Source organism: Paenibacillus sp. FSL H8-0168 (genome assembly GCF_038592955.1).
In the GTDB taxonomy this organism is placed as follows: Bacteria; Bacillota; Bacilli; order Paenibacillales; family Paenibacillaceae; genus Paenibacillus; species Paenibacillus polymyxa_B.
The window spans coordinates 1-22,028 of the sequence record NZ_CP151948.1 but is presented as its reverse complement, the minus strand read 5'-3'; the positions used below and the strand labels follow the sequence as shown (position 1 = coordinate 22,028).

Below are 22,028 nucleotides of genomic sequence, written 5' to 3'. Positions count from 1 at the left end.
GTTTTAGTGGATCTGCCCTCACTCTCATCATGTGAGAAGATACAGGCGATTCCCCTATCATATCGGCAGAATAGGCCCTATTGTGTAGATTCAGAAATGCTCGAAACGGTCTACAGGCATCACGAATACCGTCGCTCCACCCACCTGGACTTCAACAGGCAACGGTAAATAGGAATCCGTCGTCCCGCTCATAGGGGTAACGGGTGTGACCAGCTGTTCACGAACCTTGCAACTGCTGCGAATGACGTTCATTAATGAGTCCACCTGATTGTCATCAACACCGATCATAAATGTCGTATTACCAGCACGCAGAAATCCTCCTGTGCTCGCCAATTTAGTAGCACGGAAATTAGCTTTCACCAGTCCGCTGGATAATCTGTTACTGTCCTTATCCTGTACAATCGCAATAATCAGCTTCATCCTGTATTCCTCCTTCAAGTCATATTAGAGACAACCTTGTCCCTAGCTCAATTTTACCGTATATCCTTCGACAATTATATGCTAAAATTCTGAACAAACCGCTTTTTCAGCAAATCCTTCAATACTTGCTCCACCTGCTCTGGCGCCGGAGATGCATCAACAATTGTAATTCGCTCCGAAAATTTGCGAGCCAACTCCAAATATGCCTCTCGCACCTTATGGTGAAACGATATACTCTCCATGTCGAGGCGGTCCATTTCTGCTCCTCGTGACGCATTAATTCTTGCCAATCCCAATTCGGGCTCAATATCCAGATAAAATGTGGCATCCGGCTCCCAATCATCCACCGCAAAGCGATTAATTGAAGCTACCTCTTCAATTCCGATCCCTCTTGCAAATCCTTGATAGACCAAGCTACTATCCACAAAACGATCACATAATACGATAGCTCCCTGTTCAATAGCCGGCTTTACCTTCTCCACCAAATGCTGACGCCGCGCCGCCGCGTATAAAAGTGCCTCTGTTCGAGCATCCATACTGGTATGAGCAGGGTCCAAAATGATAGAACGAATCTTTTCGGAAATTTCGATGCCACCCGGCTCCCTCGTCGTGATAACTGGATAGCCTTCTTTCTCCATAAACTTCGCCAGCCGTTGAATCATAGTTGTTTTACCGGAGCCGTCTCCCCCCTCCAGTGTGATAAAAATGCCTTTGCGATTCATGTTATTCCCTGCTTTCCTGCCTGAAAAATAAAAGTCACCCATAGGCTACGTATGCTTCTTTTATTCAGTCTTCTGTATTTGTTAAGTCTCTAGTATCTAATCTTTATTGTAAACGGAATACCCGAATTGTAAGCATACTTTCATCTGCTACCCCGTGCCACTTGGCTCCCAGCTCACGTAGACGACTCATCCGCAATGCAATCGCTTCTGTAATCGTTTCTCCTGCATATAGCAGTGGAATACCTGGAGGATACGGGATAATCATTTCAGCCGCTACCCTGCCAGCGGATTCGTCTACAGGCACGGTCTCCATCTGATCCGGGCTAATCGGTCGAAGCCCAAACGGCACCGGACTAGAGTATCCCTTCATTCTATCATTGTTCCACGTGGAAAAATCTAATTCGAGTCTTTGCTGCTCTTTTTCCGTTGACCCCGGCTCACCAGCCGTCTCCTTAAATCTTATATCATTATCTATATGCACAAGAGCCTGCAACAGGTGACTCGCATCCTTAGCCGTAGAGCCTAACGTAAACAATAAAACAACATGTTTTTCGTCGCTCATCTCTGGAACGCATCCGTAAGTCTCCAACTCATGCTTGAGTCCAAACCCATCCAGTATACCCCATGTATCATACAGCACCAATTTAAAAGGATCCTGGGTTGAATATCCGCTTATTCCCTCATCAGCCCTTTCTAGGACTTCAGAGATTCCCCTGTGAGCGTATTCTCCTTCTAGTGCCTGCTGTGTAGGTTCTAGCAAGCGAAAGCGTGGGAGCTGCTCCAGGCCCTTTCTAAAAGCATCTGCCGCCGCTAAGCCCACTGTAAAAGCATCTGTTCCATACACCTCTATATACCATCTTGCCAAATCCAGTGAAGCCATTAACGGATAAGAAGGGCTAGAGCTTTGCACCATCGCCAAACGCTGACGAAGCAGTTCCCGATGGATTCTCTCTCCCTGCACATGTAACATGGCCCCCATGGTCATGGCTGGAAGCATTTTATGTGTCGACTGGACGACTACATCAGCCCCGCAGGATAGCGCAGAGGCTGGCAAACGAGGATGCAGCCCATAATGAGCACCGTGTGCCTCATCTATCAATAGCGGCACATGGGCTGCATGACAGGCCTTAGCCGTTGCCTTCAGGTCATGCCCCATCCCATAGTAATTAGGTAGTGTAAGTAACACCCCTTTAGCCGAAGGATAGGCCTTCAGTGCAGCTTTTATTGTATCCGTCGTTGGGGCAACCGCCAGCCCGCTTAGTGTATCTATTTCCGGATCTAGGAATACCGCATTAGCCCCTGACAGCATGAGACCGTTCAGGACAGATTTGTGTACATTTCTCTGTACCAGCAGTAGATCTCCCGGCTCCGTACATACAGTTAAAATCATAGCCAAATTACCGACCGTGCTTCCTCCAATTAGCCAAAAGCTCTCTTCAGCACCAAAGCACTTTGCAGCCAGCTCTTGCCCTTCACGAATCACATCTTCTGGGTGATGCAAATCATCCAGTCCAGTAATTTCTGTCGCATCAATAGACATCACTTCTTGCAACAGAGATGCAATATTTTCATGCTCATATACTTGTCCATTTTTATGACCGGGTACATGGAAAGAAGCATTTCCCTGAGTCCGGTAACGTATTAGAGCTTCCATTAATGGTGCATGTACCGCCTTTTTCCCCATCATTCTGCAATCCTTCCAAACAAAGCTTTATATCTACCTTATTTTATCGTAAAATCAAGCGGAATCCTACTTTTACTCACAGAAAAAAAGGCCCGTATCGACAGACCTTGGAATGCCAATCCTTCAAAGACTAATTAGCAAAGGATATTATGCATTTTTCTGTACCCAGATTTGCTTTAGTTGATCAATAAAAAAATGATATTTGGCATCAGTTGCATCCGTGTGCACCATTTCAGCTTCACACGTATCACAGATAAACTCGGAAACGATAAAAATGCCTTCATGCTTGTGCTGCCCGCATATAATACAGCGGTGGCCGCCTTGATCATGCATATCCATCCCACCTTGTTTCTTTTACTATTAGTATGGGGCACTTTCTACTATTTTAAACCTTTTCATAGCCCAGTTCGACGATATACTCTATATATATTCCAGCTGGGCCATTATGGTGTTTGTACCCCGTATGTTTAAAAAACAGCCGTCTATGCCGATATAATAAGAAAAGCTCTTATGTATGGATACCCTTTCATCGGAGCCCTTGAACACTTCATCAGTGATAGCTTTTCCAGTAATTATAGAGTAGGCTAGCTAACACTGGATGTCGATCATTCTGTATTTCTACAAAAACGATTAAATGCTTATTTAAAGCGGCATGAGCGAAGTACCGTCCCTTTTTCCGGCTGTGGACGGGAAGCCACTTGTGATGCAGTAGATTAATGAAAGGACTGTTCGCATGACAGAGGAAACCGGAACCAAAGCTACCTACTATCACTACAAGCTCATTAAAAAAATCAGTATACCGCGTCAACTAATATGGAGTCATATCACACTGCCTGTTATTATGCTTCTCTTTCTGCTTCTTGCCTTTTCCTGGACTAGCGTGTTTTTGTTTGCTCTTGCCTTTTTCCTAACCTTATGGGTACACTTCGTAATCTCACGATCTGTCCTATACATCGGTGGCGGAACATCCTTCCGCAAACGCTGGGCATTCCACCGTAAATTACCTTGGCTAGGCTATATGACAGACCAGTACATAGGCTATAGCATCTTTCGTCGTGTGCACATACATACCCTCTGGATCGGTATCTGCTTATCAGCCGTATTCATTCTCTGGTCTCCACCAGCCTTTACTGTATCCTTACTCTTCTGGCATCTTTGGCTTATTGCACCGCGTCTATACATCCTCAGTCGGCTTACCGGCGAGAGAAAAGATGGCATGTTGAAGTTCACCGATGAAGATGCCTCATATTATCAACAGTAAATCTAACCACTCATTATCCGTACAGATAGAAAATTCAGGTCTGAACTAACCTACGACCATATAGACCGAAGCAATAAAAAAGGAGCAACCCCAACCGGTTACTCCTTTTTTTGTGACTTAACAACTATAATCGTTTTATTCTCTTATCAAGTAAACTTTTCCTCATCTTTATCCTTGTTATTCATGTAGAGCATTTGATCAACATGCAAATATATAAAAGGAAGCCACTCCCTACTCAACAGCAGTTCTGAGTGCTTCCCCATATTCGATCTCTTCATTCATCATTATGCACAGCATACAATACGCTATGAGTTTACTATAAATATGATCTACAATAAATACTATGCTGCTTACTCGGTTGAAAACCGTGCCCTAATTAAGATCCACGCTTTTGCTCTTCACAACAGCCTTTCTGTCTTTTGGAACCAATACAGTAAAAGAACCATCATGCACAGACAAATGCACCATGTGTTTATTTTTCTGAAACACCTTCTGATTCGAGGTGGATAAATTCGGTTCCTCAGTCCAGCCCCAAGCTGCAATCTCCTCCAGATAAGGAGCAGGTAGACTATCACTTTCCTTCAACGCTGGCAGTGCATAGCGAACATAGTCCATGTCCGAATTACTGCTGGCCCGATCGGTTTTACTAGCTTCTTTAGGAACCGGAAACGTCTTCTCGTTAGCAGCACCCTCAAACGATGTCCAAGAAGGCTCCTCTTCCACGCACCCGGTAAGAATCGCGACAGCGACACTGAATAGCACCAATAGAGCAAGCCATTTATTTCGCCGCATGATCTTCCCTCCTTACCAGCCTGATTGACTATACAAAATCCTATGATGGAGTTTGCATAAATCTGCAATAATGCAGCGTGTGTGTATGGGATTCAATACCTATATTATACAGGGTTTACTCCTACATTCCGTAACAAAAATGTTACCTTCCTTTTGTAAGGATATTTCTAAAATATACATATATGCAAAAAAAGAACCATAATCTCAACGAGATCATGATTCTTTTTACTTGTTGCTTGGCGACGTCCTACTCTCCCAGGACCCTGCGGTCCAAGTACCATCGGCGCTGGAGGGCTTAACGGTCGTGTTCGGGATGGGTACGTGTGGAACCCCTCCGCTATCGCCACCAAACATGAATTTGCTGTGCAAATTCTACCTTCAAGGTTACACCCTGAAAACTGGATCCGAAACTCATTTGCGTTTTATTTTTAGGATAAGCCCTCGACCGATTAGTATTGGTCAGCTCCATGCATTACTGCACTTCCACCCCCAACCTATCTACCTCGTCGTCTTCAAGGGGTCTTACTAATTGGGAAATCTCATCTTGAGGGGGGCTTCACGCTTAGATGCTTTCAGCGCTTATCCCTTCCGTACATAGCTACCCAGCGGTGCTCCTGGCGGAACAACTGGTACACCAGCGGTACGTCCATCCCGGTCCTCTCGTACTAAGGACAGCTCCTCTCAAATTTCCTACGCCCACGACAGATAGGGACCGAACTGTCTCACGACGTTCTGAACCCAGCTCGCGTACCGCTTTAATGGGCGAACAGCCCAACCCTTGGGACCTACTTCAGCCCCAGGATGCGATGAGCCGACATCGAGGTGCCAAACCTCCCCGTCGATGTGGACTCTTGGGGGAGATAAGCCTGTTATCCCCAGGGTAGCTTTTATCCGTTGAGCGATGGCCCTTCCATGCGGTACCACCGGATCACTAAGCCCGACTTTCGTCCCTGCTCGACTTGTAGGTCTCGCAGTCAAGCTCCCTTCTGCCTTTGCACTCTTCGAATGATTTCCAACCATTCTGAGGGAACCTTGGGGCGCCTCCGTTACTCTTTAGGAGGCGACCGCCCCAGTCAAACTGCCCACCTGACACTGTCCTCGCACCGGATCACGGTACCAAGTTAGAACCTAGATACGATCAGGGTGGTATCCCAAGGATGCCTCCTCTCAAGCTGGCGCTCAAGATTCTACGGCTCCCACCTATCCTGTACAGATCGTACCCAAATTCAATATCAAGCTGCAGTAAAGCTCCATGGGGTCTTTCCGTCTTGTCGCGGGTAACCTGCATCTTCACAGGTATTAAAATTTCACCGGATCTCTCGTTGAGACAGCGCCCAAGTCGTTACGCCATTCGTGCGGGTCAGAATTTACCTGACAAGGAATTTCGCTACCTTAGGACCGTTATAGTTACGGCCGCCGTTTACTGGGGCTTCGGTTCATAGCTTCGCCCCGAAGGGCTTACCACTCCCCTTAACCTTCCAGCACCGGGCAGGCGTCAGCCCGTATACTTCGCCTTGCGGCTTCGCACAGACCTGTGTTTTTGCTAAACAGTCGCTTGGGCCTTTTCACTGCGGCCCCCTCGGGCTATTCACCCTACCGAGGCACCCCTTCTCCCGAAGTTACGGGGTCATTTTGCCGAGTTCCTTAACGAGAGTTCTTCCGCGCGCCTTAGAATTCTCTTCTCGCCTACCTGTGTCGGTTTGCGGTACGGGCACCTTCTCCTGGCTAGAGGCTTTTCTTGGCAGTCTGAGATCATGACCTTCGCTACTACAATTTTCGCTCCCCATCACAGCCCAGCCTTAACGATGTGCGGATTTGCCTACACATCAGCCTCACTGCTTAGACGGACATCCATCAGTCCGCGTCACTACCCTACTGCGTCACCCCATTGCTCATAACGGATTACGGTGGTACAGGAATTTCGACCTGTTGTCCTTCGACTACGCCTATCGGCCTCGCCTTAGGTCCCGACTTACCCTGAGCGGACGAACCTTCCTCAGGAACCCTTAGGCTTTCGGCGGATCTGATTCTCACAGATCTTTTCGTTACTCATACCGGCATTCTCACTTGAATGCAGTCCAGCGCTCCTTACGGTACACCTTCAACCCGCATTCAACGCTCCCCTACCCCTGATGCAATGCATCAAGCCATAGCTTCGGTGGTGTGTTTAGCCCCGTTACATTTTCGGCGCAGAGTCACTCGACCAGTGAGCTATTACGCACTCTTTCAATGGTGGCTGCTTCTAAGCCAACATCCTGGTTGTCTGTGCAACTCCACATCCTTTCCCACTTAACACACACTTGGGGACCTTAGCTGATGGTCTGGGCTGTTTCCCTTTCGACAATGGATCTTAGCACTCACTGTCTGACTCCCGGAACTAAATCTATGGCATTCGGAGTTTGACTGAGCTTGGTAACCCTTGCGGGCCCCGCACCCAATCAGTGCTCTACCTCCACGATTCTTCTTTCCGAGGCTAGCCCTAAAGCTATTTCGGGGAGAACCAGCTATCTCCGGGTTCGATTGGAATTTCTCCGCTACCCCCACCTCATCCCCGCATTTTTCAACATGCGTGGGTTCGGGCCTCCAGTGCGTGTTACCGCACCTTCACCCTGGACAGGGGTAGATCACCCGGTTTCGGGTCTACGTCCACGTACTCATTCGCCCTATTCAGACTCGCTTTCGCTGCGGCTTCAGCTCTTCACCTTAACCTTGCACGGGAACGTAACTCGCCGGTTCATTCTACAAAAGGCACGCCATCACCCATAAATAGGGCTCTGACTTCTTGTAAGCACACGGTTTCAGGATCTATTTCACTCCCCTTCCGGGGTGCTTTTCACCTTTCCCTCACGGTACTGCTTCACTATCGGTCGCCAGGGAGTATTTAGCCTTGGCAGATGGTCCTGCCGGATTCATACGGGGTTTCACGTGCCCCGCACTACTCGGGATCCGTCTCGGAGAGAACAAGTTTTGAACTACAGGGCTTTTACCTTCTCTGGCGGGCCTTTCCAGACCTCTTCATCTAACCGGTTCCTTTGTAACTCCATGTGAGACGTCCCACAACCCCAAGGAGCAAGCTCCTTGGTTTGGGCTAATCCGCGTTCGCTCGCCGCTACTGACGGAATCACTATTGTTTTCTCTTCCTCAGGGTACTTAGATGTTTCAGTTCCCCTGGTCTGCCTCTATTCTGCCTATGTATTCAGCAGAAAGTGACTGTCGATGAAGACAGCCGGGTTTCCCCATTCGGACATCCCCGGATCAAAGCTTGCTTACAGCTCCCCGAGGCCTTATCGTTGTTCGCCACGTCCTTCGTCGGCTCCTGGCGCCTAGGCATCCTCCGTGTGCTCTTTGTAGCTTAACCTAGACTTTTCTTTCAAAGAAAGAAAATGTCGATGTTCGATAAAGAATGATTTTTGCCAAAGGCAAAAGATCTTTCCTTACCTGCTACCTTTATTTCACTTGTTTACACAAGATCAGCTTAAAGGAATATTCTAAAACGCAATTTCGTTTCGGTATCCAGTTTTCAAGGTGCAAAGCTGTAAAAAACCAGCCTTTTTGAGAGTTTGAGCTCTCAAAACTGAGCAACGAGTGAGTAGTTTTTGAAGCATACGCTTCATATTTGAATGTTTCCGTTGCAGGAAACGATTCTCCATAGAAAGGAGGTGATCCAGCCGCACCTTCCGATACGGCTACCTTGTTACGACTTCACCCCAATCATCTACCCCACCTTCGGCGGCTGGCTCCCTTGCGGGTTACCCCACCGACTTCGGGTGTTGTAAACTCTCGTGGTGTGACGGGCGGTGTGTACAAGACCCGGGAACGTATTCACCGCGGCATGCTGATCCGCGATTACTAGCAATTCCGACTTCATGTAGGCGAGTTGCAGCCTACAATCCGAACTGAGACCGGCTTTTCTAGGATTGGCTCCACCTCGCGATTTCGCTTCCCGTTGTACCGGCCATTGTAGTACGTGTGTAGCCCAGGTCATAAGGGGCATGATGATTTGACGTCATCCCCACCTTCCTCCGGTTTGTCACCGGCAGTCTGCTTAGAGTGCCCAGCTTGACCTGCTGGCAACTAAGCATAAGGGTTGCGCTCGTTGCGGGACTTAACCCAACATCTCACGACACGAGCTGACGACAACCATGCACCACCTGTCTCCTCTGTCCCGAAGGAAAGGTCTATCTCTAGACCGGTCAGAGGGATGTCAAGACCTGGTAAGGTTCTTCGCGTTGCTTCGAATTAAACCACATACTCCACTGCTTGTGCGGGTCCCCGTCAATTCCTTTGAGTTTCAGTCTTGCGACCGTACTCCCCAGGCGGAATGCTTAATGTGTTAACTTCGGCACCAAGGGTATCGAAACCCCTAACACCTAGCATTCATCGTTTACGGCGTGGACTACCAGGGTATCTAATCCTGTTTGCTCCCCACGCTTTCGCGCCTCAGCGTCAGTTACAGCCCAGAGAGTCGCCTTCGCCACTGGTGTTCCTCCACATCTCTACGCATTTCACCGCTACACGTGGAATTCCACTCTCCTCTTCTGCACTCAAGCTCCCCAGTTTCCAGTGCGACCCGAAGTTGAGCCTCGGGATTAAACACCAGACTTAAAGAGCCGCCTGCGCGCGCTTTACGCCCAATAATTCCGGACAACGCTTGCCCCCTACGTATTACCGCGGCTGCTGGCACGTAGTTAGCCGGGGCTTTCTTCTCAGGTACCGTCACTCTTGTAGCAGTTACTCTACAAGACGTTCTTCCCTGGCAACAGAGCTTTACGATCCGAAAACCTTCATCACTCACGCGGCGTTGCTCCGTCAGGCTTTCGCCCATTGCGGAAGATTCCCTACTGCTGCCTCCCGTAGGAGTCTGGGCCGTGTCTCAGTCCCAGTGTGGCCGATCACCCTCTCAGGTCGGCTACGCATCGTCGCCTTGGTAGGCCTTTACCCCACCAACTAGCTAATGCGCCGCAGGCCCATCCACAAGTGACAGATTGCTCCGTCTTTCCTCCTTCTCCCATGCAGGAAAAGGATATATCGGGTATTAGCTACCGTTTCCGGTAGTTATCCCTGTCTTGTGGGCAGGTTGCCTACGTGTTACTCACCCGTCCGCCGCTAGGTTGTGTAGAAGCAAGCTTCTAAACAACCCCGCTCGACTTGCATGTATTAGGCACGCCGCCAGCGTTCGTCCTGAGCCAGGATCAAACTCTCCATTAAAGACCAACCGAAGTTGGTTTATAGAAAGAGCGATAAGCTCATTTTGAAACTGACGAGATAAAAATATCTCTTGTTTGATTTTGCGAACAAAATCGTTTTACTCACTCGTTGTTCAGTTTTCAAAGATCAAACATTCATTGTCCGCCTCGGCGTTTCTTTCAACCCCTCAGCAACTTTTATAGTGTATCATATTTCCTAGATTTATGTCAACACTTTTTTAAAAAAGTGTTTTTCACTCTTTTTGATAACACTTGAAGCGACAAGAAATAATATATCATACTTTCTTTATATTGTGCAACTGTTTTTTAAAAATACTTAGTTAAGTAACAATACACTCGATATAAAGCTCTCTTTGCAGCATTAAGTTAATGATTTCCCCATCTACTTGAATCAACGGACGAGTCGGATGATCTCGATCAGCAAATATAATTTCCCCTGTACGGTTATCATTGAGGCGCACCTTGGTTCCATTATTGAATTGGGTTAACTTATGAATAAAAACTTGTACGACACTTGGGTCCAGCTTTCCAAATGATTCTGACTTGATTTGCTCTAGAACCAGATACGGTGATTGGGCAGGCCGGTATGTTTTCTCTAGAGTCATAGCATGGAATACATCAGCCACTCCAACGATTTTAGCGTAGATGTGGATTTGTTCCCCTTTAAGACGCAGTGGATATCCAGTACCGTCCACTTTCTCATGATGCTGAAGAGCTGCCAAACGCACACCTTCGTTAATAGCTTTCACATTTTTAAGCAGCTGGTATCCTAGTGATGTATGACTACGTATTTCTTCTTGCTCTTCCCACGTTAGTTTGGAGGGCTTGTACAGAATGGCCGGGTCCATTTTAGCGTTCCCTATGTCATGAAGCAACCCAGCAAAAGCCACCTGCATCCAATCCTTTTGAGGTAATCCGATCCATTGTGCAATGGAGTAGGAAGTAAGGGAGGTTAGCACGGCGTTGTGAAAAATATAGTCCACTTCGATCATGGCGGGCGGAGTATAGGTCATTACATTATAGCGCTGAATGTGCACCAGTAAGGACTCCAATTGTCCTCGCAGTTCATATATAGATAAATTAGAGACGAGTACCGATTGAAATGCGTTCTTAACAAGCATCACCATTTTGTCATACTCATCCTGGAATTGTTCAGATTCATCTCGCCCATCTAACGAAGGTCCTTGCGTTTCAGATATTCCAGATCGAACAGTCGTAGACTCGCTACTGGATTTTGCAAGATCATCCGTCCCTACCTCAACTTGCTGGATCAGGAACGCCTGTAAAATCTCCAAGTCACGCGGTAGTAGAATGCGCCCTTTCGGTAGCAGCAAGCTGCCCATTTCTGTAAATACATCGCTTTGCAATCTAAGTCCTGCTTTTAATTCGGATACGGGTACAGTTGTCATGGTCAACCTCTCTGTTCTCACAACAGCTGCTCCAGCTGCCAGTTATGATGTCATTATATTACTTGGAAATGATCCTGTACATTCATTTTATGCCATTTAAAGCATACTTGTCTGAATTGGTTAGCCAGAAAAAAAAAGACTCCCTGACCAAATAGTCAGAGAGTCTCCTCCATCTAAAATTTAATAACTATTGTTGTTTTCATATTCAGGCTATTATTCACCCTCAGAAGATTCTGGGTCGTTACCTTCCGTATCTTCTGTATTCGTTTCGAGAGTTGGTTCAACAGATGATAGAGATGAGCCCTCTCCAGCTTCCCCATCCTCTAATAATTCTTCAAGCAGTTCATCCTGCTCCTCATTCTTGTTCGCTCGACAAACAGTTGCAACCGAATCATCATCGCGAATATTAATCAGCCTTACCCCTTGTGTATTCCGACCCATCGTGGAGATTTCCCCCATGCTAGTCCGAATCAAGGTGCCACTAGCTGTAATGATCATCAGATCCTCTTCGGTTTTTACAACCTTGAGACCGACAACCGGACCATTTTTATCCGTAACATTAATCGTCTTGATCCCCTTACCTCCACGGCTTTGGATACGATAATCCACAACAGGGGTACGCTTGCCATAACCTTTGGCCGTTACAATCAGGATATCCAGGCTGGTATCTACGATGTCCATACCAATTACAGCATCACTCTCATCAAGGTTGATCCCTTTAACCCCTGTAGCGCTACGGCCCATAGACCGTACATCACTTTCAGGGAAACGGATAGACATGCCTTGCGCTGTACCAATAATCATTTCCTGCTGTCCGTCCGTCAGCTTCACTTCGATCAGGGCGTCATCTTCACGCAAGTTAATGGCAATCAAGCCACCTTTGCGGATATTTGCATAGTCGTCAAGTGGTGTCTTTTTAATGATTCCATGCTGGGTTGCAAAGAATAGATAGCTATCCTCCACAAATTCCTCGATTGGAATTACCGCATTAATCGACTCACCCTGTTCAATCTGAATCAGGTTAATAATCGGTGTCCCCCGGGCTGTCCGGCTAAGGTCAGGAATCTCATAGGCCTTAATCCGATATACCTTGCCCTTGTCGGTAAAGAATAACAAATGATGATGTGAATTCGTTATGAACAGATGCTCTACGAAATCCTCATCTTTGGTATCCATACCTACTACACCACGACCACCGCGTTTTTGACTGCGATAGGTAGTAACAGGAAGGCGTTTGATATATCCTGTATGGGTTACAGTAATAATAACATCTTCACGCGGAATGAGGTCCTCATCCAGAATACTCTCTTCACCCACTGTAATTTCAGTGCGACGGTCATCAGCGAAACGTTCCTTAAGCTCATTCAGCTCTTCACTAATGATGTTGAGTACCAGATGCTCATTCGCCAAAATCTCACGGTATTCCGCAATCTTTTGTATTAGCTCGTTATATTCGTTCTCGATCTTCTCACGTTCCAAACCAGTTAAGCGCTGCAGACGCATATCTAGAATAGCCTGAGACTGCTCAAGAGTGAGCGAGAAACGCTCAATCAGTCCTTCACGAGCTGCTTCTGCAGTTTGGGAAGAACGAATCAAGGCAATAACTTCGTCCAGATGGTCAAGAGCAATGCGCAAGCCTTCCAGAATGTGTGCTCTAGCTTCGGCTTTTTTCAGGTCGAATTCTGTCCGGCGACGAATAACTTCGACCTGATGTTTGAGATAATGATACAAGACATCCTTCAGGTTCAAAATCTTCGGTTCGTTGTTTACAATGGCAAGCATATTAATACCAAAATTCGACTGCATGGCCGTATGTTTAAACAAATTATTCAGAACGACATTCGGGTTCACGTCTCTACGCAACTCGATAACGACACGCATACCCGTACGGTCCGATTCATCCCGAAGATCCGTAATGCCTTCAATACGTTTGTCACGTACTAATTCGGCAATTTTCTCGACCAGACGAGCCTTATTCACTTGGTAAGGCAGCTCATGCACGATAATTCGTGCTTTATTGCCAATCTCTTCTATGGTGGTCTTCGCACGCATGGTCACAGATCCGCGGCCAGTCTGGTACGCCTGACGAATACCAGAGCGTCCTAAAATATAACCTGCTGTCGGGAAATCGGGCCCTTGAATATAATCCATAAGTTCCATCGGCGTAATGTCAGGGTTTTCGATCAGTGCTTGTACACCATCGATAACCTCTCCCAAGTTATGCGGAGGAATATTGGTAGCCATCCCGACTGCAATTCCGCCGACGCCATTCACCAGCAAGTTAGGATAACGTGCAGGTAATACGACGGGCTCGCTCTCTTCACCATCGTAGTTCGGCATAAAATCAACGGTCTCTTTGTTCAAATCACGTAGCATTTCCATGGCAATCTTGGACAACCGTGCTTCGGTGTAACGCATCGCAGCCGCCATATCTCCATCCACGGAGCCAAAGTTACCGTGTCCATCCACCAACATATAACGCAAGGAAAAATCCTGCGCCATCCGCACCATCGTATCATATACAGCCGTATCACCATGAGGGTGATATTTACCGATAACTTCGCCGACGATTCTTGCCGATTTTTTGTAAGGCTTATCTGGCGACATGCCTAGCTCGGACATCGCATACAGAATACGACGGTGTACCGGCTTCAGTCCGTCCCGCACATCAGGCAAGGCACGGCTAACAATAATACTCATGGCATAATCCATAAAGGATTCGCGCATTTCCACTCCGATATCCCTATTGATGATTTGCGAGTTATTTTGATCCGCCATGCTGGTCCTCCTTCTTATCCTTCAATACAATGCTCTCTATGTGAAAAGCCTAACAAGATACTGCCTATACACTCCGCTCTCTGCGCAGGATTTTGGCTGAAATCCTCATCTGTGTAATTATATTACTTTCACAAAAAGAGCACAATTAAACGCATCTGTCCTCTTTACAGCGTAAATCCCTCGTCATTCTCTTTCTGCGTGTAGCAGATTGCTATCTCTTGTACAACTCACAAGCCCTGATTATAACAAATTCCCCAGAGCTGGGGATTAGCCCCCACCCTAAGGGCCTTTTCCACATACAATACGTATACGGTCAGGGTTCACTTAGCAAAATTCCGAAAAACGCCGTATTTCTCTATTATATCATTGTTTTACGCGCTTGTCCTTTAGTTTCCCTTGTTTTGTCAAAGTGTTGCGGATTCCAAGTACATGACTCATATTTCGAAAAGAAAGGGATGAGATTACTTGTCTATTCAGCGAGTATCCAGTAAGTGGACCAAAACAAATGCCATTCTCCCCAATCCGACATTGGCGGCTTATGTACCAGAAACACGGTTGTACACATTTGATCACTTGAACGAAATGTTGGCCGTGTATGGTACTGTCTATATTAAGCCGGATAACGGTACTTATGGAAAAGGGGTTATGCGGGCAGAGAGGCTGACAGAGCCGCTTCCACCGACAGAAGAAGGAATTATCGAAGAGAGAACTTGGTATGTGCTTCGCTATGAAGTAGATACCTTCACCTTCGAAAGTCTAGAAGATCTGCATAAAGTGGTTTCTTCCCGCATACGAAAACGTCCATATCTGATCCAGCGTGGAATTCCACTTCTTCAGCATGAAGCACGCCCTTTCGATCTGAGGGTATTAACCCAGATGAATTTGAGACACCAATGGGAAACAACGCTTATTGTAGGACGCGTAGCTGCTCCTGACAAAGTCGTCACCAATCATCACAGCGGTGGGACAACGCGCTTTTTCAATGAGCTGGTCGCTCCATACATGGATGTAAAGGAAGCTGTACGACTGGAGCAAAAATTATCAAAAATGGGCGAACGGGTAGCCTGGCAGTTGCAAAAAAGATACCCACGTTTAAGGGAAATTGGATTAGATGTGGGACTGGATCAGCAAAATTATCCGTGGATTCTGGAGGTTAATACGAGACCAGCAATTAAGGTGTTCTCTTCCCTTCCAAACAAAAGCCTCTATCATAAAATATTCAGATATGCAGTAGGCTACGGCCGGTACTCTTCATCCACGGGTAAACCCGTACGCTCTAAGAAAAAAGCCTAAAACAATGAGTTCAAATATTCAAATACACCCGGGCAGGTTAATGAGAAGAAAAGGGACGCCCATTTGGGCGCCCCTTGTGAACTCCTACAAAATACTACCTAATGAGCACGTAATACAGCCACTAGGAAGGAACATCACACATTAAAAATCAAGATTTTTCACGTACTTCGCATGTTCTTGGATAAAGTCACGACGGGGTTCTACATTATCACCCATCAAGGTATTGAACAGTGTATCAGCCAGCATCGCGTCACTGACAGTTACCTGAAGCATAGTACGACTCTCAGGGTCCATTGTAGTTTCCCAAAGTTGGGTCGCATTCATCTCACCCAAACCTTTATAGCGCTGTACATTGTATTTCGCGTTTTCTCCAAATTCCCTGATGATCTCATCACGTTCCGCCTCGGAGTTCGCATAACGTACAACTTTGTTACGCTCCACTTTGAATAGTGGTGGCTGAGCAATATAAATATAGCCTGCATCAATGATTTTACGCATGTACCGATAGAAGAACGTCAGCAACAACGTACGAATATGGGCACCATCGACATCCGCATCTGTCATGATAATGACCTTGTGATAACGGGCTTTGGCGATGTCAAAGTCGTCTCCGATCCCTGTACCCATTGCTGTTACCATCGACCGGATTTCATCACTGGACAAAATACGGTCCAAGCGTGCCTTTTCAACATTCAGGATTTTACCGCGAATCGGCAAAATAGCTTGAAAGTGACGATCACGACCCTGCTTGGCCGATCCTCCTGCTGAGTCACCTTCGACGATGTACAGTTCACTAATCGAAGCATCCTTAGAGGAGCAATCCGCCAGCTTGCCTGGGAGCGAACTGATTTCCAGCGCACTTTTACGACGTGTAAGCTCACGTGCTTTACGCGCTGCTTCCCGGGCACGTGCTGCTTGTAAGGATTTATCAACCACCCGGCGGGAAACAGACGGATTTTCCTCTAGGAATTCCTGGAGTTTCTCTGCGAATAGGGATTCGACAATCCCTCGCACCTCACTGTTACCAAGCTTTGTCTTGGTCTGACCCTCAAACTGTGGTTCTGGAATTTTGACGGAGATAATCGCCGTCAATCCTTCACGCACATCGTCACCGGTCAAGTTGGCATTGTTGTCCTTAATCAAGCCATTTTTACGTGCATAATCGTTAATAATCCGGGTTAATGCACTCTTGAAACCTGACTCGTGAGTTCCGCCCTCATGGGTGTTGATGTTGTTGGCAAAAGAATAAATATTCTCGGTATAGCTGTCGTTATATTGCAATGCCACTTCGACTTGAATCATATCACGCGAGCCTTCGACATAAATCGGCTGTTCATGCAGCGCTTCTCTTTTTTGATTCAAAAATTGCACATATTCACTGATTCCGCCCTCGTAGTGAAATGTATCGCTGGCGCCCGTCCGTTCATCAGTCAAGCTGATTGCAATACCTTTGTTCAGGAAAGCCAACTCACGAATCCGCGTCTGGAGCGTATCATAGTCATATACGGTCGTTTCTGTAAAGATTTGATCGTCAGGATAAAAAGTCGTTTGGGTACCCGTCTCGTCTGTGTCACCGATGACTCTGACATCATACTGCGGAGCACCACGATGATATTCCTGCTCATACAGATGTCCGTCCCGTTTAACATGAACGATCATTTTGCTGGAGAGGGCATTTACTACGGATACACCAACCCCGTGCAGACCACCGGATACCTTGTACCCTCCGCCTCCAAATTTACCACCTGCGTGAAGCACGGTCATAACGACTTCCAGCGCAGATTTTTTCATTTTGGCGTGTTCACTTACTGGAATACCGCGACCGTTATCTGTAACGGTAATGCTATTGTCTTCGTGAACGACAACTTGAATGCTGTCACAGTAACCCGCCAGCGCTTCGTCAATGCTGTTGTCCACAACTTCCCAGACCAAATGATGGAGACCTTTGGCGCTCGTGGAGCCAATATACATCCCGGGACGTTTCCGAACCGCTTCCAGGCCCTCAAGGACCTGAATCTCGCCCGCATCATAAGACGGTTGATTCATAGACATGCCTTTCACCTACTTCTATAGATTCTATGGTTAAGCATTGGCAACAAACTGGTTTGCCCGCTTTTTGAGTGTTGTTGAGGAGATGGGGGAATAATACACCGTATTCTGAGTCACTACGATGGACTTGGCTTCCTCTTCGCCAATCATCTCGACATGCTTCTGCTGTTGGGCGTGGTTCACGTATTGCTTGGAGATTTTAGAGGATTTTTCAATCGAGATATCGAAAATAGCCACAAGCTCTGAAGAGCGGATGATTTTTTCTCCACCCAGATGAATATACATAGCGGTCACTCACTCCTTAGTGTTCCACATGCCCGTCGTGGACGTGATAAATATTGGCATCCTTGAGTCGTTCTGCGTTCAAAGTCTCAACCCCGGTTGCCGTGATAAAGGTCTGTACCTTGCTTTGGAAAGTCTCGATCAGCTGAGTCTGACGATAGGGGTCCAGCTCGGACAAAACGTCATCCAGCAGCAGGACAGGATATTCACCAATTTCTTCATGAATTAACTCTATTTCGGCCAGCTTCAAGGACAGGGCCGTCGTCCGCTGCTGCCCCTGCGAGCCATACGTATGCACTTCTCTGCCGTTAATGGCAAAGGCCAAATCATCACGATGGGGTCCCGCCAAAGTCATGCCACGGCGGATTTCCTGTTCCCTCATTTGGGATAACTTTATCATAAATCGCTCCAATAAGACAGCTTCATCTTCTTCCTCTGGCTCACTGAAGGAGGGAACATAGGTTAATTTTAACTCTTCTGTCCCACCTGCAATCCCTTCATGAATGGCCTGAGCCCACTTTTGTAGCTTTGTTATAAATTGTTTCCGCTTTTTAACAATTTTAACACCATGCTCAACAAGTTGCTCATTCCATACCTCCAGCATCAGCTGCACTGACGCCATATCCTTACCCCAAGCTTGCTTAAGCAGGTTATTTCGCTGCACCAATACTTTCTGGTATTGCTGTAAATGATACAGATATCCTGGCGCAACCTGTCCAATTTCCATGTCAAGAAACCGGCGGCGAACCCCCGGTGTTCCTTTGACAATTTCGAGATCCTCAGGTGCAAACATGACCACATTTAACGAACCGATAAAATCGCTCAGTTTTCGCTGCTCCAGTCCGTTGATCTTTGCTTTTTTGCCTTGTGTGGACAACGCGAGATCCAGTCTGATTTTCCCGTATTTTTTATCCACATCCGCAGCTAGGTGAGTGGAAGTAGCCCCGAAAGAGATTAACTCTTTGTCGCGGGACGTTCGATGACTTTTGGTTAAAGCCAGTACAAAAATCGCCTCTACCAGATTCGTTTTGCCCTGCGCATTTTGTCCGATTAGCAAATTAACGGGACCAAATTCATTCAGCTCCAGCTGTTCATAGTTCCGGTACTGCTGCAAAACAATGTTGTTCACAAACACATAGGGTCCCCCTTGTTACTCCGTACCTAAAAGGAGTCCTTGCCACCCAGGCGATCATGCTCCTGCTGTAACTTCGAAACTTCCGTTGTCCTCTACTTCTACGGTATCACCCGGGTACAGTTTTCTTCCACGACGTTCTTCCGGTTCACCATTCACACGGACTTGTCCCTCTTGCAGCAGGGCTTTAGCCATGCCTCCTGTAGATACACAATCGGCTAATTTTAAAAATTGATCGAGCTTGATGTATTCGGTCTGTATAGATATCTGTTTCAAGGCTTGTTCATCCTTTCGCTTGTCCTCGGGTGGGTTAAAGCTAAACGTCAGTTGGTTGTGCGATATGGCAGGATGATATACAGCGCATTGCTGGAATCTGCCGGTTTTAAAATAATGGGACTCATAATGCCGGTAAAAGCAATCGTCAGCTGCTCGCTGTCAATCACCTTGAGCACGTCGAGCATGTATTTGGAGTTGAACGAAATTTTGAGCGGCTCTCCCTCAAATTTGGACACAGTTACTTCCTCACGCACTTTGCCAAGCTCAGAGGAACTAGAGGAAATTTCCAAGCCGCCATTTTCCAGCGACTGCATTTTTACAATATTCGTTTTTTCCTCACGGGACAGCAAATAAGCACGGTCAATTGACTCACTTAAACTTTTTGTATCCACAATCAGTTCTGTTTTGTAGGAGGTCGGAATAATTCTAGAAGTATCAGGATAGGTGCCGTCCAAGATGCGGGAATAAAATAGCACCCGATCTACTTTGAATAATACCTGATTGTCCGCTACTACGATATCCACAAGCACATTTTGGTCTGGAATAATTCTGCTCAGCTCATTCAGCGTTTTGCCCGCAATGACAACATTGCTAAAGCGCAAGCCTTCAGACGTCTCCAAATGAGCGCTGCGGGTGGCAAGGCGGTGGCGGTCCGTTGCCACAAACTTCAGTTCCCCCTCAGCCAGATTCCACAACACGCCGGTTAAAATTGGTGTCGTTTCGTGGGTGGAAATGGAGAACACCGTCTGTTTAATCATATTTTTAAGTAAATCTCCTGGCACAGAGATGACTTGATTTTCTTCAATGTTGGGAAGCACCGGAAATTCTTCAGGGTCCAAGCCAACAATCTGAATTTCAGTTGCACCGGACGAGATAAAGGTTTGGAATTGGTCTTTTACCTCCATACGGATCTCCTGAGACGGCAACTTTTTGATAATTTCGACAAAGAATTTGGCTGGCAGCACAACACTACCGGGTTGTTCAACCTGAACAACAGTTTGGTCACCATCCTCCATCGGAATAAAGGATTGAATGGAGATGTCTGTATCGCTGGCGGTCAGCGTTACTCCCTGGTGATTCACATCCAGCTTGATACCGCTCAGAATTGGAATCGTAGTCCGACTTGATATCGCTTTGGATACATGTTGTATAGCCTCGTTCAAAACGTTTTTCAGAATGCTGATCTTCATAAGTTCCTCCTACGGGTTTTAATCCTTCAAGCACGCGTTGACGCGGGCCTTATTTAGGTGATGTATATCTTTAAAATATATTAGTAATAGTAATAGGCGCACTGAATATGTGGATAAGTCACTGTAACCCTAATAAAATCAAGCCTATCCACATGTGTATAAATTGTGTATAGGCTCTGAACTTGTTCAGGTTGGATTTTTGATTTTTTCTATTAGGTTGTTGATAACTTTAAACAGATCCTGATCCACTTGAATGGATTTGGAGATTTTTTCGTGCGCATGAATGACAGTCGTATGATCACGCCCACCGAAAGCTTCGCCGATTTTCGGCAAAGAATAGTCGGTTAGCTCACGAGACAGGTACATGGCAATTTGTCGTGGAAAAGCTACAGCCTTCGTCCGCTTACGCGCTTTAAAATCTTCCAGCCGTAGATTGTAAAATTCCCCGACTTGATGCTGTATATCCTGAATCGTGATCATTTTTGGACGGCTGGACGGGATAATGTCCTTCAACGCTTCAGCCGCAAGATGACTTGTTACATCCTGATTTGTTAAGGAAGAATAGGCGACAACGCGTATTAGCGCCCCTTCCAGCTCACGGATGTTCGTATCAATTTGATTAGCGATATACATCATGGCCTCATTGGGAATATCCAGGTTTTCCGCACGTGCCTTTTTCCGAAGAATAGCAATTCTCGTCTCCAGATCCGGCGGCTGAATATCCGTAATAAGTCCCCACTCGAAGCGAGAGCGCAGCCGTTCTTCCAGCGTTGGAATTTCTTTAGGCGGCCGATCGCTTGAGATTATAATCTGCTTGCGTTCCTCATGAAGCGCGTTGAACGTGTGAAAAAATTCCTCCTGCGTCGATTCCTTGCCCGCAATGAATTGAATATCATCAATGAGCAAAATATCAATGTTGCGATATTTATTCCGGAAACTTTCCCCGCGATTGTCCCGGATGGCATTAATGAATTCATTCGTAAACTTCTCCGACGATAAATAAACGACCTTGCTGGTCGGATTGTGCTCCAAAATATAGTGCCCGATAGCGTGCATCAGATGCGTTTTTCCCAGCCCCACACCACCGTATAAAAACAGCGGATTGTAAGCTTTGGCCGGCGCCTCGGCGACGGCCAGCGATGCCGCATGGGCAAAACGGTTCCCCGATCCGATGACGAATGTATCGAATGTATATTTGGGATTCAGCATATGGGACACAGCTTCTTCATGAACGACCGGCTGCTGCTGAGGTTGTTGCTGAAGGTCGACCTCGGCGGGTTTGTTCTCTTCAATAACGAACTTGACCTCTAGCTGTTTGCCCAAAATTTCATAAACCGTTGCTCCGACTAGCTTGGTATAGCGGCTTTCAAGCCATTCCACGGCAAAAGTTGTCGGTGCAGAAATCACAATGGAGTGGTCATTTAGTTTCGCTGCCTTGGTAGCCTTAAACCAAGTGTCGTAACTCGGCTTACTCAGCTTGGTTTGTATAATGGATAGAATTTGCTGCCATAGTTCAGAGGTATGGCTGTCCAC

General features: G+C 46.8%; 15 protein-coding genes and 3 rRNA genes. 2 read left to right on the top strand and 16 right to left on the bottom strand.

The window, feature by feature from the left end; all coding sequences use genetic code 11:
• Positions 1-90 precede the first annotated feature (90 nt).
• The 4 genes from MHI21_RS00090 to MHI21_RS00075 all read right to left on the bottom strand — a co-directional run bounded on the left by MHI21_RS00090 (position 91) and on the right by MHI21_RS00075 (position 3,159).
• Entirely contained in the window at positions 91-420 is a 330-nt protein-coding gene (locus tag MHI21_RS00090) for a cyclic-di-AMP receptor (RefSeq protein WP_007427998.1), read from the bottom strand.
• 74 nt (positions 421-494) lie between these two features.
• Positions 495-1,142, bottom strand: coding sequence for a dTMP kinase (gene tmk, locus MHI21_RS00085; protein ID WP_342419175.1), 648 nt, complete (start codon positions 1,140-1,142; stop codon positions 495-497).
• Between the two features lie 103 nt (positions 1,143-1,245).
• Positions 1,246-2,829, bottom strand: a complete 1,584-nt coding sequence (locus tag MHI21_RS00080; RefSeq protein ID WP_341162635.1) for an amino acid decarboxylase — start codon at positions 2,827-2,829, stop codon at positions 1,246-1,248.
• Between the two features lie 144 nt (positions 2,830-2,973).
• Entirely contained in the window at positions 2,974-3,159 is a 186-nt protein-coding gene (locus tag MHI21_RS00075) for a sigma factor G inhibitor Gin (RefSeq protein ID WP_023986422.1), read from the bottom strand.
• 400 nt (positions 3,160-3,559) lie between these two features.
• Between MHI21_RS00075 and MHI21_RS00070 the strand changes: the two genes are divergently transcribed.
• Positions 3,560-4,087 (top strand): hypothetical protein, encoded by a 528-nt coding sequence (locus tag MHI21_RS00070; protein WP_061831832.1) that lies wholly within the window; start codon positions 3,560-3,562, stop codon positions 4,085-4,087.
• A gap of 372 nt (positions 4,088-4,459) precedes the next feature.
• Here the strand turns inward: MHI21_RS00070 and MHI21_RS00065 are convergent, their stop codons facing one another.
• The 6 genes from MHI21_RS00065 to gyrA form a co-directional block, all read right to left on the bottom strand.
• Positions 4,460-4,879 carry a hypothetical protein gene (locus MHI21_RS00065; RefSeq protein ID WP_013308104.1) on the bottom strand — a complete coding sequence of 140 codons (420 nt, stop codon included), beginning with the start codon at positions 4,877-4,879 and terminating at the stop codon, positions 4,460-4,462.
• A 234-nt stretch (positions 4,880-5,113) separates the two neighbouring features.
• Positions 5,114-5,230: ribosomal RNA gene (rrf, locus tag MHI21_RS00060) — 5S ribosomal RNA — on the bottom strand.
• A gap of 78 nt (positions 5,231-5,308) precedes the next feature.
• A 23S ribosomal RNA gene (locus MHI21_RS00055) occupies positions 5,309-8,237 on the bottom strand.
• 294 nt (positions 8,238-8,531) lie between these two features.
• A 16S ribosomal RNA gene (locus MHI21_RS00050) occupies positions 8,532-10,087 on the bottom strand.
• Together the 16S, 23S and 5S rRNA genes form the textbook arrangement of a ribosomal RNA operon.
• A gap of 319 nt (positions 10,088-10,406) precedes the next feature.
• Positions 10,407-11,495 carry an HD-GYP domain-containing protein gene (locus MHI21_RS00045; RefSeq protein WP_341163744.1) on the bottom strand — a complete coding sequence of 363 codons (1,089 nt, stop codon included), beginning with the start codon at positions 11,493-11,495 and terminating at the stop codon, positions 10,407-10,409.
• A gap of 213 nt (positions 11,496-11,708) precedes the next feature.
• Entirely contained in the window at positions 11,709-14,273 is a 2,565-nt protein-coding gene (gene gyrA / locus MHI21_RS00040) for a DNA gyrase subunit A (RefSeq protein WP_165178328.1), read from the bottom strand.
• 465 nt (positions 14,274-14,738) lie between these two features.
• Here gyrA and MHI21_RS00035 point away from each other — a divergent pair, with 465 nt between their 5' ends.
• Entirely contained in the window at positions 14,739-15,566 is an 828-nt protein-coding gene (locus tag MHI21_RS00035; RefSeq protein ID WP_165178327.1) for a YheC/YheD family protein, read from the top strand.
• 141 nt (positions 15,567-15,707) lie between these two features.
• Here MHI21_RS00035 and gyrB read toward each other — a convergent pair whose 3' ends face one another.
• The 6 genes from gyrB to dnaA all read right to left on the bottom strand — a co-directional run bounded on the left by gyrB (position 15,708) and on the right by dnaA (position 22,028).
• Positions 15,708-17,618: a DNA topoisomerase (ATP-hydrolyzing) subunit B gene (gene gyrB / locus MHI21_RS00030; RefSeq protein ID WP_061830445.1), complete on the bottom strand. Its 1,911-nt coding sequence runs from the start codon at positions 17,616-17,618 to the stop codon at positions 15,708-15,710.
• 30 nt (positions 17,619-17,648) lie between these two features.
• Complete coding sequence (locus tag MHI21_RS00025) at positions 17,649-17,900, bottom strand: extracellular matrix/biofilm biosynthesis regulator RemA family protein (RefSeq protein ID WP_007433255.1); 252 nt, start codon at positions 17,898-17,900, stop codon at positions 17,649-17,651.
• Positions 17,901-17,916: 16 nt separating this feature from the next.
• Positions 17,917-19,032 carry a DNA replication/repair protein RecF gene (gene recF, locus MHI21_RS00020; RefSeq protein WP_013308098.1) on the bottom strand — a complete coding sequence of 372 codons (1,116 nt, stop codon included), beginning with the start codon at positions 19,030-19,032 and terminating at the stop codon, positions 17,917-17,919.
• Positions 19,033-19,086: 54 nt separating this feature from the next.
• Entirely contained in the window at positions 19,087-19,305 is a 219-nt protein-coding gene (gene yaaA / locus MHI21_RS00015) for a S4 domain-containing protein YaaA (RefSeq protein ID WP_023986416.1), read from the bottom strand.
• A gap of 47 nt (positions 19,306-19,352) precedes the next feature.
• On the bottom strand, positions 19,353-20,495 hold the full coding sequence (gene dnaN, locus MHI21_RS00010; RefSeq protein ID WP_342419174.1) for a DNA polymerase III subunit beta: 1,143 nt from the start codon (positions 20,493-20,495) through the stop codon (positions 19,353-19,355).
• 186 nt (positions 20,496-20,681) lie between these two features.
• Positions 20,682-22,028, bottom strand: coding sequence for a chromosomal replication initiator protein DnaA (gene dnaA / locus MHI21_RS00005; RefSeq protein ID WP_103049703.1), 1,347 nt, complete (start codon positions 22,026-22,028; stop codon positions 20,682-20,684).